This is a genomic window from Rhodococcus koreensis (assembly GCF_017068375.1).
In the GTDB taxonomy this organism is placed as follows: Bacteria; Actinomycetota; Actinomycetes; order Mycobacteriales; family Mycobacteriaceae; genus Rhodococcus_F; species Rhodococcus_F koreensis.
The window spans coordinates 8,756,555-8,772,823 of sequence record NZ_CP070609.1; the positions used below are offsets into that span (position 1 = coordinate 8,756,555).

A 16,269-nucleotide genomic window follows, 5' to 3' on the forward strand; every position below is an offset into this window, starting at 1 on the left:
CAATTAGGGCCGACGGGAGCGAAACAAGGTGGTGGCGACCGCACCCTAGGGTGGCTGCCCTTCGTCGCCGGCGGTCACGACACTGGAGCGAACAACCACCCAGCAGACGCGGACGGCGAGTGCTGCCGGTCGACCAACGGAGAGCGCCCGTGGCAATTCCGATCACGAACAGCCAGGAAATCCAAAACAGTTCGATCCTCGGACTGGGGGTGCATCGACCACGTCGGGTGGTCACCAACGACGACATCTGCCGTCAGATCGACTCCACCGACGAATGGATTCGGGTCCGATCGGGCATTCGGGTTCGGCGCTTCGCCGGACCCGACGAGACCTTGATCGACATGGCCGTGCGCGCCGGTCGAGACGCCCTGCGCTCGTCCGCGGTGCCCCCGGACCAGATCGGGTGCGTGATCGTGGCAACCTCGACCTTCCCCTACCAGACGCCCGCAGCGGGCCCGCAGATCGCGCACCAGCTAGGGATCACCGGAAGCGCATTCGACGTCTCCGCCGGGTGCGCCGGTTTCTGCCTTGCACTCGCACTGGCCTCCGATGTCGTGCGCGGGCGCACCGCCAGCCATGTGCTGGTCATCGGCGTCGAGCGTCTCAGCGAGTTTGTCGACTTCACGGACAAGTCCACCGCGTTCATTTTCTCCGACGGCGCGGGCGCTGTGGTGGTCGGTCCCTCCGACGAACCGGGCATCGGACCGGTGGAATGGGGTTCGGACGGATCCCAGGCGCACGCCCTCACGCAACATCCGTCGCTGACGACGTTCCGCGACAATCCGATGGGCCCACCGCCCACCGTGAGGATGGACGGGCCCGCGATATTCCGATGGGCGGTGTCCGAGATGGAAAAAGTCAGCCGATCTGCCCTCGACCGGGCAGGTGTCGCGATCGACCAAGTCGACGCCTTCATCCCACACCAGGCGAACTTGCGGATCACCGAAGCGATCACCAAGCGACTGAAGCTGAAACCCGCCACGGTTGTCGCACGGGACATCGTCGAGGCGGGCAACACCTCCGCCGCCTCCGTGCCGCTCGCCATGGAAACCTTGCTCCGCACCGGGGATTCGCACGCCGGAGACACTGCACTGCTCGTCGGGTTCGGCGCCGGCCTGACCTACGCCGCCCAGGTCGTCACCCTGCCCGCCGCACCACAGCACTCCTGAGAAGCTTGATCTCGAACCGCCACCACCACTTTCAGCCCTGGCGTTCCTCACCGGTCCGAGCCACGCGCCCGTCGATGCACCCGTCCCGGAATGCCGAACGTCGACGCGCCCGCGCGAGGATCATCATCCCTGCCCGCCCACACCCGTCCTTGGCGGGGTTCCACGAGAGGAGTACGCCATGACGGTGGCCGTTACCAACGTCAGCCACCTCCGCCTCACCGTCACCGATATCGGTCGCTCGAGTGCCTTCTACGACGCCGTCTTCGGCTTCGATGTCGTCCTCGAGGTGCCGGAGAACGCCGGCGAGATGACCGCGGAGGCGCTGTCCTTCGTGTTCGGCGGGGTCATCTACGCCTTCCCCGGTGGCTTGCTCGGCTTGCGACCCGCCGCACCGGAGTTCGACCGATTCGACGAGGACCCGGCCGGCCTCGATCACCTCAGTTTCGTCGTGCCCAGCGTCGACGACCTCACCCGTACCGCAGCGCTGCTGGAAGAACTCGGAGTCGATCACGGTGGAATCAAACATCTGACCGCCGTAGGCCTCGCGATCCTTGAGTTCCGTGACCCGACGGCGTCGCGCTCGAGTTGACCGCGCCGTCGCCCTGATCCTCCGCACCTCGACCGGCATCAAAGCAACCCGGCATCGGCGTTTCGGCGTCGCTGATGACACGTCGCGGGCACCAACGGTTCGGCCGCCGGTGTGCACCTCGAGCACGAGCGACGGCCCGTCCTCCGGGACGCCAAGGCGGGCGACGTCCACGTTCGCGAGCGCGGTGACGAGCCAGGTGAGTAGCCTTCGTGGGGCCGATCGCGCCGGGTGCGGCCCCCTGCCCGCGCCAAAGGGGACCGTTCGGCCGATGGCGCCCCGACGTCCCGGTCCTTCATCCGGGTGATCAGGTGTGCTGTGCCTGCGGGCATGGTCGGCCACCGCGACGTCCGATCCGATAGACACCGGATACCGACCGGAAAACACCGACCACCTACCGGAAGGGTCGGCCTCCACTCGGGCATCCCGGCCGGTTCCCCGCGGCGGCGGGCGCGGATCACACGCTACGCGTTGCGCCCGGTGGTCCGGGGTCGGTGAAGTCGGAGCCGACCGTCGGCCCGACCCAGCGCCGCCGCGGGCACCGTGAATGCCGGGTCGAAGAACAGGAAGCTGAGCAGGCCCCCGCGGTCGGTGGCCTCGCCGCCGATGAACCGGGCCAGCACGCTCAGTTGCGGATGCCGCAGCCGCCGCAGCCCGCGATACCGTTGGCGGAACACCTCGTCCGCCAGGACCGCGAGCGCATCCGCCCGCTCGAGCGGCGGACCGGCGAATTCGACATCGATGTGCCGGAAGGGCGCGCCGCCCGGGTCGGCGTGCGCCTGTGCGTTGCGGGACTCGAGACGGTGCAGGTCTTCGACCATCCGATCGGCGAGCATGGCCCGCAGGATCACCCCGGCGGCGTTGAAAATGTCCGGTTCGCCGGTGCCGGTGTGTTGCTGCGACGGCAACCCGGTCGGCCAGTGGCGGGGCCGGGTGGAGACCATGCCCAGACGGTCGGCGCCCATCTGGACGGCTGGCTTGAGCGGCATGTTCAGCCGCAATCCGCCGTCGACGTACCAGCCGGCCCACGCCGGCGGGGTTCCGATGTGGATGGGCCGGAACAGCCCCGGCACCGCCGCGGACGCGAGCACGTGCTCGGGCCGCAGCTCGGTCTCCACGTAGCTGATGTTGCGGTTCGCGTCATACCGGGGCAGCTCAATCGCGGGGTGCTTCTCGACGAAGACCACGGTGCCGCCGGTCGCGACCGAGGTGGCGGCGACGGCGACCGCCTCGACGATCCCCCGCTCGATGTTTTCGTGCACCCGCTCGAACGGCACCAGCTTGGTGATCGTCTCGGTCATCCGGGTGGTGTCGAACAGGCTCGACAGTCGCACGTGCAGCCCCGCGAGCTGCCCCAGATACCGCAGGCCGCCGCCGGCGATGCTGCTGACCACTCCGAACACGTCGTCGAGCGCCACCGAACTCCATCGCGACACCACGTGTTCGGCGGCCTGGTCGAGGCCCAGATGGGCATCGGCGGCGAGACCGGTCACGGTCAGTGCACCGGCGCTGGTACCGACCAGAATCGTCGGCGGACGGCCGAGTCGGGGCAGCAGCGAGGTGATGGCGCCGGCCTCGTAGGCGCCGCGGGCGCCGCCACCCGAGACGACGAGTCCCACGCGCTCGGCCACCCGCTGACAGTAGCGAGCCGCTCTGGCCTGTGGGAGCGTTTGACTGGTTTCGGGCTGTCGCGGTGACGGCGCCCGTCGGTGGCGAGGACATCGGCCCGGATCAGTCGACCCGGTTGATCCAGGCGACACTTGGCCCGCGGTCGAGCCGCCGGCAGCCCGAGGTAGTGCCGGGTGATCGTGGCGTGCTCCCGCGAGGATCCCTGCCGTAGTTGTCGCCAGGCGACGATGACATGCCCGGTGGTGACCTGCGAGTGCGGCAGTGGTTTCCTCGTCGATCATCGTTGTTGCTCTATCTACCGCTCTCTAGTCCTTGTCCGCGCGGGTTCGCACAGGGCACGACGGGGCCCATGTTCCCTATTCCGGCGGACGGTCGGGAAACGCGGAAAGATTGACGTCGAGAAGGACATTCAGCCATACCAGGGCATCGACCAGGGTCTCTGCTCGGACGAGTGGAGAGGGTTCGCTTTGGGCGGCGTCGAGTTGCACCCGGGCCCCGACGCGGTCGCCGGCGAGCAGCGCCATGACCGACCGCAGGATTCGGCTCGCCGATGCGGGCACCTCGTCCAGACCGAGGTGCCGCCCGCGGGTGGTGTGGACCTCGAGGACGAATGCCTCACCGTTCTCCGGGTATCCCAGACGCGCCGTGATCACGTCCGCGATCGCGGTGACGAGCCAGGTGAGCACACCGCCGTAGAGGGACCGGCGCGCCCTCTCCGGTCCCGGTGCACGCACGAGCGGGGACAGCTCGGCGGACAGGGCGCCCATCTCTCGGTTCCCGAGGAGTTCCACCAGGTGCCCCGCAAGCCTCGCCTCGTGCGCGAAGTCGTCGACGTTCGACCCCATCGACATCGAATACCCGCCGCCGCTGCCGGCACACACGTGTCGTACACCCTGGTCACGCCTGTAAAACGTGGATCGGTTCACAGGTTCCAGAGTCGGAGCAGCGTTGCCCGCAGGCGGGCGGAGACAATGCGGTGGTCGGTGCGGAGCCCGGGGCCCGGGTGCCCGAGGTCGATCCGTGGCGTCGCGGGTACGGCACCGCTTTGCGGGGTGCGGGGTGCGGGGTGCGGGGTGTGGGGTCGGTGTCGATTGCCGGCGGGTGGATCGACTGGTTGTCGGCGGTGCGCCCCGCGGTCGTGATCAGGTCCTTCCGGCGTGGGTTGGAAGGGACTGCAATAGACGTGACCTTTTGTTTCAGATGAAACCGTATCGAATGAATCGATGGCGGTAATGTGGCCTCATGACCGCCCGTGTTCCTCGCAGAACCACCGCCTCGCGGGCGACCGGCCGCGCCGGGGATGCATCGCCGTTCGCTCTCGGCTTGCTGCTGCGCCGGGCGCACTGGCACGCGGCCGCGGTGATGGCGGAGGCGCTGCGGCCGCTCGGCATCGAGTTGCGGCATTTCGCGGTGCTGATCGTGCTGGTCGACCGGGGGGCCACGGTGCAGGGGGACCTGGTGGCGGCGACGGGGTCGGACAAGGCGGGGACCGGGCGAATCGTGGACGACCTGGAGCGTCGGGGGCTGGCGGTGCGCAAGTCCGTGCCGGGGGACCGGCGGGCGCGGGCGGTGGAGATCACGCCTGCGGGTCTCGAGCTTTTCGATGCGGCGCATGTGGCGGCGGAGCCGCTGGCTGAGCGTCTGGTTGCCGTCTTGGGGCCCGGCGAGCCCGAGCAGCTGAGGGATCTGCTCACCCGGTTCCTGTCCGCCGACGGTCAGGGGTAGGCGCGCCCGCGTATTCCGGTTGCCTGCCGGTGGGCGCGCGTGATCTGACGGGGTTGTCGTGGCGAATCCGGACTCGAGGCCTGCGGCCATCGGTGCTCCGCGCCGGCGCCCCTCGGCGGACCCCGCTGGCCGGCGGGACATGGTTCCGGTGGCGGATTCGGTCGACGACGGCGACGTTCGTGGTCGGCGCCCGTGCGGGTCTCCCTCCTTGCGATGCGTCGGGGCTCGAATGTCACACCAATTAGTATTGAATGAGATCATATTGAATGAGATCATATTGAATGATACCGTATCGAACGTAACGAAAATCGGTAAGTCGAGCAGATGGGGAAGTGGGAGGTCGTGGACACCTATCACGCGGTCACGAGCCGACGGGCGGTGCGCGGATTCACCGACCGGCAGGTCCCACGGGAGGTGCTCGAGCGTGTGCTGTCGGCCGCGGCGTGGTCCCCGTCCGGATCGAACATTCAGCCGTGGCACGCCTACGTGCTGACCGGTGCGCCGCTGGCCGAGCTCAAGAAGCGCGCCGGCGAGCGTGTGGCGGCGGGTGAGCCCTGGGACGAACGGGAGTACGAGATGTACCCGCCCGTGCTGAAGTCCCCGTATCACGAGCGCCGATCCGCCTTCGGTGAGCAGCGCTACGGCGCACTGGGTATTACGCGCGAGGACTGGGAGGCGCGCCAGAGGGCCGCTGCCGCGAACTGGGACTGTTTCGGCGCGCCCGCCGCCCTGTTCTGCTACCTCGACCGCGAGATGGGTCCGGCTCAATGGGCCGACGTCGGCATGTATCTGCAGACGGTCATGCTGCTGCTCCGCGCCGAAGGCCTGCACAGTTGCGCCCAGATGGCCTGGTCGGTGTTTCGCCGGACCATCGCGGAGGTGCTGTCACCCCCGGACGGGCTCATCCTCTTCTGCGGCATGTCGATCGGGTTCGAGGACACCGCGGTGGGGTATGCCCGTACGGGTCGGGCGCCGCTGGACGAGACGGTCACGTTCGTCGATGACTACCAACAATCGCCCGCTGCTAGTCGGTCGGCGGGGGAGTCGTCGCAGGACACCGGGCGGCCAAGCCTGTCCGGTCCTCGCCCGCCGCTCGCATGACAGCCGTCCCCGGATCCCCGGGGGCCCGCTGACCGTACGAATAACCAGTTCAACCCACGACAAGAAAGTAGGGCATCTCATGAAGTGCGCAGTCATCGGCGGTACCGGGCTGATCGGGTCGCAGGTCGTGCAGAATCTGAATGCCGCCGGGCACCAGGCGGTACCGCACTCGCAGTCCACCGGCGTCGACGTCATCAGCGGCCGGGGACTGGACGAGGCGGTGGCCGGGGTCGACGTCGTCGTCAACCTGACCAATTCCCCGACCTTCGACGACGCCTCCCCGGCCTTCTTCCGGGCCTCGATGGACAACCTCCTGGCCGCGGCCCAGAGGGGCGGCGTCGGCCACTTCGTCATCCTCTCGATCGTCGGCGCGGACCAGGTTCCGGAGCTGGACTACTACCGGGCGAAGGTGCTGCAGGAGGACATTCTCGCGGCCGGGCCGATCCCGTACTCGATCGTCCGGGCGACGCAGTTCATGGAGTTCGTCGACGCCGTCCTGTCCTGGACCGCGGACGGCGACACGGTCCGGTTGCCCGCCACCCCGATCCAGCCGATCGCCTCCAAGGACGTGGCCAGTGCGGTGGCGGAGGTCGCCGCGGGCGCCCCGCTCAGGGGCATTCGCAACATCGCCGGCCCCGAGGTCTTCTCCCTGGACGAGCTGGGCCGGATCGCCCTGTCCCGCAAGGGCGACAACCGTACCGTCGTTACCGACCCCACCGCCGGCATGTTCGCCGTCGTCAAGGGCGACGTCCTGACCGACACGCACGCTCACCTCGCCCCCACCCGCTACGCCGACTGGCTCTCCTGAGGCGCCGGCGCCTTCCCCTGACGTGTGGACCGAGACTGCCGCGAGCCGAGGCCTGACCGACCCCGGGGGATGGCAACACGCGGGGGACGGCCGGGGTTGCCTCTGCGGCCACCGCATGTTGCTGTGCAAGGAACTTTGGTAATCATTTGTACTGTTCGGTTTTCGGTGCCGGTTGTGCATGATATCGGCGAGTAAGGAGCGCGTCGGTCATCGTGCCGATCGAGAACAATGCTGCGCCCGCGGGGTTTGAGTAACCCGCCACGAATCCCTGAACGATCTACACCTACTGGAGGTAACCCCTTTGCGCGTCCTCGTCACCGGAGCGAACCGAGGAATCGGCGCCGCGATCGCCGGCCACCTCGTCACCGAGGGGCACACCGTGTGGGGCACGCACCGTGGCTCCGCCGTGCCGGACGGTGTCCGCGGCGTCGAATGCGATGTGACCGATGATGACTCGGTCGACCGCGCGTTCACCCATGTCGAGACCGCAGACGGTCCCGTCGAAGGCGTTGTCGCCAACGCCGGTATCACCGACGATGCCCTCGTGATGCGCATGAGCAGCGAACAATTCACCCGAGTGGTGGACACCAACCTGACCGGCGTCTTCCGGGTCACCAAACGCGCGACCCGCAACATGCTCAAACACCGCGTCGGCCGCATCGTGGTCATCGGCTCGGCCAGCGGCCTTTCGGGGATGCCCGGCCAGGTGAACTACACCGCAGCGAAGGCCGGCGTCGTCGGGATCACCCGGTCGTTGGCCCGCGAACTCGGCTCACGTGGCATCACGGCCAACGTGATTGCACCCGGCTTCACCGAAACCGACATGGCCGCGGCCGTCAGCGACACGGTCGTCGAGACCGCGCTCTCCCACATTCCGATGGGACGGTTCGGCAAGCCGGAGGAGGTTGCCGCCACCGCGGCGTTCCTGCTGAGCCCGGGCGCGGCCTACATCACCGGCACGGTCATCAACGTGGACGGCGGAATTGGGATGGGGCACTGAATTTCGCCTCTGAACTGCACGGACGGAACGTCCCCGAGAAGTGCCCCAGCCTGCTGTGTACGAGACTCGGTACGGCGGCCAGGGGTGGGTAGGCCGCTCAATGCCGCCACCGCAACTACCGTGACGGGTCGGACTTTCGGTCGGGCCCCGGCACGATGCCGGCGTCGCAGCATGCGCGGATGCCGGCAATCCTGCGTCCACCCTGCTTCAGGTGCGTGGTCGAGGACACGAGGTCGAGGCGATCTGCATGCAGTGCATTGCCTTTCGGATATCCGGGCGCTGTGTCGAGGGTGGCCAGTCGGAACCGTGCTATCGCGTCGTGGCTGCCGTGCGTGTCGGCGAAGGGGGTTCTGTGTCGTCCGCATCGTTGTCGTCACCAGTTCTCGAGACTGCCCCTCACCCGTTCGTCTGCTGGGGGAGGTGGCAGCACCTCGCGGGTGTGGCGTGAGTGGGCGCGGTGCCGCGATGTGGAGGCGTCGGTGTTCTTTGCTCCGGATTCCGAACGTGTCGGTGCTCGGGTCCGCCGCGAGGCCGCGGCCCAGTCACGGGGTGTGGTGTCACGACATCGGGAAGGCGATGTTGTCGCGGCCTTGAACGGGGTGTCCTGGACGCACCTCGCAGAGAGGGAGCACCGGAGGTGATGCTCGAGGCGTTCGGCGAATCCGACCCACCCTCGTTGAGCGGGCAGCGTTCGTCGCGGCAGGGCTGAGCGTCAGCGCCGTCGAGCATCGCGAGCTCGCCCGGGCGAGGTGAGGGCGCCGCAGGTTCCGCACCCTGATCGGCGGTACGACGACCACGGTCCATGCGGAGAGCGCGACACGCTGTGCGTACGGCGTCCTGATCCCTGCGAATAGCCAACGGGGTCAACCTGGCTCGGGATTGGTGCCCCGTTGCTTGTCGAAGGCTCCGGGCTCGAGTCACAGGCCGCGCAGCGGCCCGGCAATCACCGGCCATGAGTCCTTGAGGTCGTCCTGCCAGTAGCCCCACGGGGTGGGTGCCTGAGTTGCGAAGGTGGAAGGTCGCCGGGATACCCAGCTCGTTCAATCGGCTCTGCAGATTATGGGTGCAGTGGCAGTGTCCGGGGGAGATAGACGAGATCGTTCTTCCCTGCGAGAGCAATTCGTGGACGGCGGCGTGGCGTTCCCGGGTTCGGGTGGCCAGGCGACCGTCAGCCAGGCCACTTTCGGTCGGGTCGGTAGTCGCGGAGGAGGGGTTGTCGATCCCGTCGTTGGTACTCGTGGTCTCGGTGGGTGGGCGCAGGTCGACGCGGTGGCGGATCACCGTATTCTCCACCGCGCCGACGAGGCCCGGCCACAGGTGCCAGCGGTCGGCGACCTGGATCGCGTCCGGGGAACCGGAGCCGCCTGCTGGCACCTGTGGCACAACCTGGCGGGCTGAAGTGGCACAACCTGGCCGAGATGATGGGACGAGCGTGAATGCTTTTGAGATGCTGCGCGACTTACAGACAGTGAATTTTGAACCTTCTGTATTGGCTACGTCACTGTTTGACTGGAATTCACTCCACCTCACACGCGAGGTATTTCATATGGCTCTCGCCCCGAAAGGATTTCCCGTGCCGACACCACCATTGCGTTCGACGCGAGCGGCACTTGGCGCCGCGTCACACGGTCGCCGACTCCACGTCGGGATGCCGCACATGACATCGATGTACATTACGTCAGATCATGTAACTCGGACCCACCCGGGCGTTCTGTCCGGCTGCTTGGTGTCGCCCGCCGATTGTCGTCGTGGGGAGGTGCGGCGATGAAAGCCCCCGCGCCGGCCCTCGAAGCCACAGCCACTGCGGCTCCGATGGTCGAGTTGCGCGGTATCGACAAGTACTTCGGTGCGGTTCATGTGCTCAAGTCGATCGATCTCGAGATCCCCCGGGGTCAGGTCGTCGTTGTCCTGGGACCGTCGGGGTCGGGTAAGTCAACGTTGTGTCGCACGATCAACCGCCTCGAGTCGGTGACTTCCGGGTCGGTCAGTATCGATGGGCAACCCTTGCCCGTCGAAGGCCGGGAGCTGTCTGCGCTGCGTGCCGATGTCGGAATGGTGTTCCAGCAGTTTAATCTGTTCCCCCACATGACGTGTCAGGACAACGTTGCCCTGGCCCCCCGCAAGGTCCGCGGAGAGAACAAACATCTCGCCGCGCAGAAAGCGCTGGAATTGCTCGAGCGGGTCGGGATCGCAGATCAAGCGCATAAGTATCCGTTGCAGCTGTCGGGCGGCCAGCAGCAGCGGGTCGCGATCGCGCGTGCATTGGCGATGAAACCGAAGGTCATGCTCTTCGACGAACCCACTTCGGCCCTGGATCCGGAAATGGTCAACGAAGTACTCGATGTCATGAGTGCACTGGCCAGGGATGGAATGACGATGCTCGTCGTGACGCACGAGATGGGGTTTGCGCGGCAGGCAGCGGACCGGGTGATCTTCATGGCTGACGGCTCCGTCGTGGAGGACACCACACCGGCGGCTTTCTTCGCCAACCCGGCCACCGACCGCGCCCGCAACTTCCTCGCTCGGGTTCTTCAGCATTGAAAGGTGGGGTCCGCATGATGAAGAAAGTAGTCGTCTGCCTGTTGGCGGGGCTCGTCGTTGTGTTGTCTGCAGGTTGCGGCAGCGCGGCCTCCGGCCCGGGTGAGGGTGGGCATTTGACGATCGGTATCACCTTCGATCGCCCGGGGATGAGTCTGCGTAATGTCGACGGCTCGTTCTCCGGCTTCGACGTCGATGTCGCCCGGTATGTCGCCAATTACATGGGCGTACCGCCCGGCAACATCGAGTGGAAGGAAACACCGCCCTTCCAACGGGAAGTGATGCTGCAAAACCGTCAGGTCGACATGGTCGTCGCGGCCTATTCGATCACAGACGCCCGAAAGGAGAAGGTGTCCTTCGCCGGACCGTACTTCGTGGCCGGGCAGAGGTTGCTGGTCGCTTCGGGTGACAATTCTGTCAATGGGCCCAACGATCTCAACGGCAAGCGCTTGTGCGCACCGACCGGTAGTGCGCCGGCGCAGAACATCAAGAAGAACTACGCTCAAAACACACAGCTGCAGGAGTACGACACGAATGTCGCCTGCATCGAGGCACTACGCAACAACGCAGTCGATGCCGTCACCTCCGACGATGCAATCCTCGCCGGATTCGCGGCGGGCGATCCCCAACGTTTGCGACTTGCGGGCCCGGCGTTCACCACCGAGAAGTACGGCATCGGGCTGAATCGCCACAACGACGAACTGCGCAGCAGGGTCAACGATGCGATCGAACACTTCGTCGCCGATGGGTCCTGGCAGCGGGCGTTCGATGAGAACTTGGGGGTGTCGGGGTACCGGCCGCTGCCGGTGCAGCCCGTGGACCGCTACACCACGGCCGCCGACACGTCGACTAGTTCCCGGGCGGTTCTTGCGGAGTACGGCGGACCCGTCCTCGCGGCCTTCCGAACGACCATTGCCTTGACGGTGTCCGCCGCGGTGGTGGCCGTCCTTCTCGGTCTCGTGTTGGTTGTCATGCGGCTCTCCCCGGTGGCCTCACTGCGGCGGGCAGGGACCATCTACGTGGAGATAGTTCGCAACACGCCATTGACGTTGATACTCCTCTTCTGCTCGTTTGGGCTCGCGCAGACCCTGGGCCTGACGATGGTCGACAGCACATCATCAACGTCATTGGCGGACAGTGCGTTTCGACTGTCAGTCCTGGGTCTGGGTGCGTATACCGCGACCTTCGTCTGCGAGGTATTGCGAGCGGGTGTGAACACGGTGGCCCGAGGGCAGTCCGAGGCGGCCAGGGCGCTGGGTCTCGGATTCGGCAGAACCCTAGGACTCGTCATTCTCCCGCAGGCTCTGCGGTCGGTGATCGGCCCGCTCGGTACCGTCTTGATTGCCTTGACCAAGAACAGCACCATCGCGTCGATCATCGGTGTCGCCGAAGCATCCCTGCTGATGAAAGAGATGGTCGAGAATACCGGCGCGCTGTTGTTGGTCGGGGCGATCATCGCGATCGGTTTCATGTGTCTGACGCTCCCCACAGGGCAGCTGTTCGAATTCCTTGCGAAGAAATACTCGGTGAAATCATGACCCACAGCGATCACGTTCTGTTCGATGAACCCGGACCCGCGGCCCTGGCGCGTCACCGCCGGCTCTCTCTGATCTTCTACCTGGTCGTTGCCGCCATTGCGGCATGGGTCGGGAAGACACTGTGGGCCGACGGCCAACTGGCTCCCGAGATGTGGAAGCCGTTCCTCACCGAGGACATGTGGACGACGTTCCTGCTTCCCGGTATCCGTGGCACGCTCGTTGCTGCGGCCATCTCGATCGTGGCCGCGGTCACGCTGGGCATCATTCTCGGGGCCTGCCGCCAATCGACGAGTTGGGTGATCCGCAAAGCCTCGGGCGCTATCGTCGACTTCTTCCGGGCCATCCCGATGCTGGTGCTGATGATCTTCTTCTTCGCACTCTATGCGGGCCAGGCGCTGTTCCCGGTGGATTATCTTGCGCCGGCGGCGGTGATCAGCGGGTTGACGTTATGCAACGCTGCTGTCATCGCGGAACTGGTCCGCTCGGGTATCCGTGCCCTGCCTCGGGGGCAGACGGAGGCGGCTGAAGCGCTCGGTTTGCAACCGGGGCATACGATGCGCCGTGTCCTGCTCCCGCAGGCGATCAGTTCGATGCTGCCGCCCATGATCGCCCAGATGGTCGTGATCTTGAAGGATACGGCGTTGGGTTACCAGATCACCTACATCGAGGTGGTGCGGCAGGGGGTGCAAGCCGGCTCGACGTATTCGAACTACATCCCGGCACTGGTCGTGGTAGCCGCATTCATGGTCATCGTGAATTTCGGCCTGGGTCGACTCGCTGTCGCGGTGGAACGCCGAGTGCGCTCCGGACGGCGACGGTCCGTCCCAGCAGCTGCCGGGACGAAAGTGCCTGCACTGTCGCAACTGTGAGCAGGGTCCTCGGCGCGGCCACTGACCGGCCGCCGGTTTCGCGGCCAGCTGGCCGAGCGAGAAACATCGGTAGTTGATCATTTGTAGCGCCACCACGTTGTGGCGCTACAAATGTTGTGGCGCTACAAATGTTGTGGTCGACACGGCGGCGACCATCAGGGCGCTGGGTGCGGAGGCCTCCGTGCGGGCCGCGGATGCGATCCTCGACCGGGTTGCCGGTGTTTGGCGAGACCGGTAACGGGCGAATGGCGCTCGGCGGTGCCGGCCGGGCCGTGCGCTGTGGTGCCTTCTCGGCGGTGGTCGGTGAACAGGGCAATGGGCACGGTGCAGCGACGGGAGGGGAGGCGTGCGACCGACGGTCCCAGCAGCGCGAGGTTGCCGGCAGCTGGCGAGGACCTGGTCGAGTCCGATCTGCTCCTCGGCGGTGCGGTCATCGTGGCGCAGCATCCAGGCGGATATCCACCGGGCGTGGGGCACAGACAGTCCGTCTGTCTGGGCCTGCTCGGATCTTGCGCAGAGGCCGAAGGAGGTCGCGGACGGCGGCGACGCTATCCGCGATAACCCTTGACAAAGTTCCTCGCGGAGAAGGGAAGTGGAGTCCACCCGGCGGCGGCCTCGTGTGACGATGCTCGGTGAACAGTTTGGGCCGACCGGCGCGCAGTGTGCCGCGGCTCGGCTTCGCAACCGGCCGCCGGCGTTCGGTGTCAGTCCGAGTCTTCGTCTGACGATGGTGCTCGGTAGGCCCTGGGTTGTGAGAGTGGCGACGTCCGCGAACCCCGCTCGATGCGTGCGGTGAGCATGAATTCTACTGGCGAACCGCGATCGGCCCGTCGGCACTCCGCCACTTGTTCAGTGGCCGTGCGTGCGCCTGTTGTCCAAGACCGTGTCCGGGTCGACGGTAGCGGTGCTGGGCGGCAACGGATTCTCGACCGCCTGGGCCATCCTCGATGGACGGCACAGGAACCGTTGCACCCGCAGAACCAGACGGCTGCGCCGGTCACCGATCTCGCGTCGTCAAATACCCGCTGCGACGGGTCTTGCGGGCCAAGCCCGATGCGGACTCAGCCAGCGAGGACGCCCGGATACGGGCCGCGCCCGCGGTCGGGTCGACGACATCGATCGACTGCCGTTCGGCGTCGAGAGCGGAACTACGCGCAGTTCACCGCAGCTCGGAGAAGCCCAGCAAGCACACCTCTCGCCCGATACACGTCATTGCCGGAATGACGGTGGTCGGGCGGGCATCGGTCGCATGTGGACCGGAAGGTCAGAGAACCACGGAATATGCAGGAGAACAGTGGAACACGGTGATATCACCGCCTGCGGATCCTGCTGCGCGGTGACGGACTCGCAGTCCGAGAGAAGTCGCCGCGCGGCAGTCATCGGTCCCCTCGGCGCGGCATCTGAGATTCAGCGACGCCCGCTCTTGGCGACTGGATGGAAGCTGCGTGCGTCGAGGCGGCCACAAGAGCGAGGTGGGTCACCTGTCGGGGCGCTGGGTCGTTGAGATCAGCACCGCAGGAGACCCACCCTCAACTGCCGCTAACTACCAGGTGCGGCCCGCTCGCCGGCTACACGCCGACCGCCAGCGAGGAAGCCCGCATCGTTCGGCAGCGGTCCTCTTCAGCGAGTCGCAGTCGCTCTGCGCGGCTTCGACGCGTGCCCGAGCAAGGGCATAAATGGCGACGTAGCAACGTCGTCACCGATCGAACTCAGTTGTTGTCGGTAATCGCGCGGGCGAAAACCGCCGGGTCGACATTACCGCCGGAGCCCACGAGTGCGACGTGCCGATCGCGAACGTCTACCGAACCGGCGAGAACGGCGCCGAGTGACGCGGCTCCGCCCGGCTCGAGCACCAGTTTCAGGTAACGGAAGGCCTCGCGCACACCACGGAGCCCGTCCTCATCGCTGACAGTTGCCGTGTCGACGCCCAGATATCTCAACGTCGACGAGGTCAGTCGACCCGCGGACGGTCCACCTATCCCATCGAGAACACCGGTATAGGGCTTGTCCAGTGTCAGCGGTTCACCGCCACGCAGCGTTTGCGCCATCTTGTCGAATCCCGTCGGCTCGACGATGACCGCGTGGATTTGCGGGAACGGTGCGCGCATTGCTGTGATCACACCGGAGGCGAGCCCGCCACCGCTGCAATTGACCACCAGAATGTCCGGCTCGATTCCCTTCTCCTGCAACTGCTGCGCGAGTTCCCATCCCACAGTGCCCTGGCCGGCCATGATATCGACATCGTCGAACGGGGACACCACGGTCATGCCGCGAGCTTCGGCCAACTCGTGCGCCACCGCGACTCGATCTTCGGTCGCCGGATCGTAGGTGACGACTTCTGCGTCCCACCAGCGGCAGTTGGCTACCTTGATCTCGGGGGCCGTCGAGGGCATCACCACAACAACCGGGCAGCCCACGATCTTGGCTGCCGCTGCTACCCCTTGGCCGTGATTTCCGGCGGAGAACGCCACGACTCCACGAGAACGTGCGTTCGGGTCGAGGGTCAGGAGTTTATTCGTCGCTCCACGCACTTTGAACGAACCCGTGAGCTGAAGGGCTTCCGCTTTCAGATGCACACTCGCGGCGGCAACCGCCTGGTCCAATTGCGGGGAGGACAGGACCGGTGTGCGGTGAACATACGGTGCAATCCTCACCGCGGCGCGTTCGATGTCGTCCAGGGAGAGGATAGTCGGCGCCGACTGGGAGTCGGAATGCATCGACGTCGACGTCATTGGAACTCACCATCGAAGGCGAATACCGTTTCGATCTCGACGGGGGCGCTCCGCGGAAGCGCCAATGCGCCGATCGCGGCACGGACATGTCCGCCCCGGTCTCCGAGTGCGGTCTCGAGCACTTCGGACGCGCCATCCAAGACAGCGGGCTGCGCAGAGAAATCCGAGAGGCAGCGGATGAAACCTGTCATCTTGACCGCACGGACCGCATCGAGGTTTCCGTCGGTGGCGACCTCGAGGACGGCGAGGGTATTGAGAGCGCACAACGCAGCGGCACGGCGTGCTTCGTCCATGTCCACGTCGACGCCCACCGTTCCGCGGTGGATCAGCACACCGTCCCGCATACAAGTCTGTCCTGCGATGAACAGCTGGTTGCCCACCCGCACGAACGGACGGTAGCGGCCGTTCGGAGTGGGTGGGTTGGACAGCTCATAGCCGGCGTCCTCGAGTCGCAGCTTCCAATTGGTCATGGGGTTCCTTTCTTCGGTGCGTTCGTTGGCGAAAGTGAAGCGCGAGGTTTCCTCTCGCGCCCGGGAGCGTCCACCTGCGGTGGTTGATGCAGCGAGGGCCCCGC

The 16,269-nt window shown here is 66.3% G+C and carries 12 protein-coding genes and 3 pseudogenes; 10 read left to right on the plus strand and 5 right to left on the minus strand.

Annotated features, from left to right (window positions below):
* Positions 1-149 precede the first annotated feature (149 nt).
* On the plus strand, positions 150-1,169 hold the full coding sequence (locus JWS14_RS39915) for a beta-ketoacyl-ACP synthase III (protein ID WP_206015702.1): 1,020 nt from the start codon (positions 150-152) through the stop codon (positions 1,167-1,169).
* 178 nt (positions 1,170-1,347) lie between these two features.
* A pseudogene (locus tag JWS14_RS39920) lies at positions 1,348-1,775 on the plus strand (VOC family protein).
* Positions 1,776-2,219: 444 nt separating this feature from the next.
* Here the strand turns inward: JWS14_RS39920 and JWS14_RS39925 are convergent.
* A complete protein-coding gene (locus JWS14_RS39925; RefSeq protein WP_241031611.1) occupies positions 2,220-3,386 on the minus strand; it encodes a patatin-like phospholipase family protein in 1,167 nt (388 codons plus the stop codon).
* Between the two features lie 354 nt (positions 3,387-3,740).
* The gene (locus tag JWS14_RS39930; protein ID WP_241031612.1) at positions 3,741-4,265 is read right to left on the minus strand and encodes a hypothetical protein; all 525 of its coding nucleotides are present in this window, start codon (positions 4,263-4,265) and stop codon (positions 3,741-3,743) included.
* Between the two features lie 361 nt (positions 4,266-4,626).
* Between JWS14_RS39930 and JWS14_RS39935 the strand changes: the two genes are divergently transcribed.
* The 4 genes from JWS14_RS39935 (at position 4,627) to fabG (ending at position 8,018) form a co-directional block, all read left to right on the plus strand.
* Positions 4,627-5,109 (plus strand): MarR family winged helix-turn-helix transcriptional regulator, encoded by a 483-nt coding sequence (locus JWS14_RS39935; RefSeq protein ID WP_206015705.1) that lies wholly within the window; start codon positions 4,627-4,629, stop codon positions 5,107-5,109.
* 342 nt (positions 5,110-5,451) lie between these two features.
* Positions 5,452-6,210, plus strand: coding sequence for a nitroreductase (locus tag JWS14_RS39940; RefSeq protein WP_206016295.1), 759 nt, complete (start codon positions 5,452-5,454; stop codon positions 6,208-6,210).
* Between the two features lie 79 nt (positions 6,211-6,289).
* A complete protein-coding gene (locus JWS14_RS39945) occupies positions 6,290-7,018 on the plus strand; it encodes an SDR family oxidoreductase (RefSeq protein WP_206015706.1) in 729 nt (242 codons plus the stop codon).
* 301 nt (positions 7,019-7,319) lie between these two features.
* The gene (gene fabG, locus JWS14_RS39950; RefSeq protein ID WP_206015707.1) at positions 7,320-8,018 is read left to right on the plus strand and encodes a 3-oxoacyl-ACP reductase FabG; all 699 of its coding nucleotides are present in this window, start codon (positions 7,320-7,322) and stop codon (positions 8,016-8,018) included.
* Positions 8,019-8,935: 917 nt separating this feature from the next.
* On the opposite strand, the pseudogene JWS14_RS50495 reads toward fabG, so the two are convergent.
* Positions 8,936-9,089, minus strand: a pseudogene (locus JWS14_RS50495) (esterase family protein); the annotation flags it as partial.
* Positions 9,090-9,782: 693 nt separating this feature from the next.
* On the opposite strand from JWS14_RS50495, the gene JWS14_RS39955 reads away from it, so the two are divergent.
* The 4 genes and pseudogenes from JWS14_RS39955 (at position 9,783) to JWS14_RS39965 (ending at position 12,963) form a co-directional block, all read left to right on the plus strand.
* Positions 9,783-10,559: an amino acid ABC transporter ATP-binding protein gene (locus tag JWS14_RS39955; protein ID WP_275957902.1), complete on the plus strand. Its 777-nt coding sequence runs from the start codon at positions 9,783-9,785 to the stop codon at positions 10,557-10,559.
* 14 nt (positions 10,560-10,573) lie between these two features.
* Positions 10,574-11,383 (plus strand): annotated as a pseudogene (locus tag JWS14_RS50500) (glutamate ABC transporter substrate-binding protein); the annotation flags it as partial.
* Entirely contained in the window at positions 11,372-12,094 is a 723-nt protein-coding gene (locus JWS14_RS50505) for an amino acid ABC transporter permease (protein ID WP_259376117.1), read from the plus strand. The pseudogene JWS14_RS50500 and the gene JWS14_RS50505, both read left to right, overlap by 12 nt.
* Entirely contained in the window at positions 12,091-12,963 is an 873-nt protein-coding gene (locus tag JWS14_RS39965) for an amino acid ABC transporter permease (RefSeq protein ID WP_206015708.1), read from the plus strand. Before JWS14_RS50505 ends, JWS14_RS39965 begins: the two co-directional genes overlap by 4 nt.
* Before the next feature lie 1,709 nt (positions 12,964-14,672).
* On the opposite strand, the gene JWS14_RS39970 is transcribed toward JWS14_RS39965, so the two are convergent.
* Both JWS14_RS39970 and JWS14_RS39975 read right to left on the minus strand, forming a co-directional pair.
* Positions 14,673-15,695, minus strand: coding sequence for a threonine ammonia-lyase (locus JWS14_RS39970; protein WP_206015709.1), 1,023 nt, complete (start codon positions 15,693-15,695; stop codon positions 14,673-14,675).
* On the minus strand, positions 15,692-16,165 hold the full coding sequence (locus JWS14_RS39975; protein WP_206015710.1) for a RidA family protein: 474 nt from the start codon (positions 16,163-16,165) through the stop codon (positions 15,692-15,694). Before JWS14_RS39975 ends, JWS14_RS39970 begins: the two co-directional genes overlap by 4 nt.
* Positions 16,166-16,269: the final 104 nt, after the last annotated feature.

Excerpts from the sequence above, each read along its gene's own strand:
- JWS14_RS39935 (WP_206015705.1), top strand. The coding sequence starts at position 4,627 with ATGACCGCCCGTGTTCCTCGCAGAACCACCGCCTCGCGGGCGACCGGC.
- JWS14_RS39945 (WP_206015706.1), top strand. The coding sequence starts at position 6,290 with ATGAAGTGCGCAGTCATCGGCGGTACCGGGCTGATCGGGTCGCAGGTC.
- JWS14_RS39955 (WP_275957902.1), top strand. The coding sequence starts at position 9,783 with ATGAAAGCCCCCGCGCCGGCCCTCGAAGCCACAGCCACTGCGGCTCCG.
- JWS14_RS39965 (WP_206015708.1), top strand. The coding sequence starts at position 12,091 with ATGACCCACAGCGATCACGTTCTGTTCGATGAACCCGGACCCGCGGCC.
- JWS14_RS39970 (WP_206015709.1), bottom strand. The coding sequence starts at position 15,695 with ATGACGTCGACGTCGATGCATTCCGACTCCCAGTCGGCGCCGACTATC.
- JWS14_RS39975 (WP_206015710.1), bottom strand. The coding sequence starts at position 16,165 with ATGACCAATTGGAAGCTGCGACTCGAGGACGCCGGCTATGAGCTGTCC.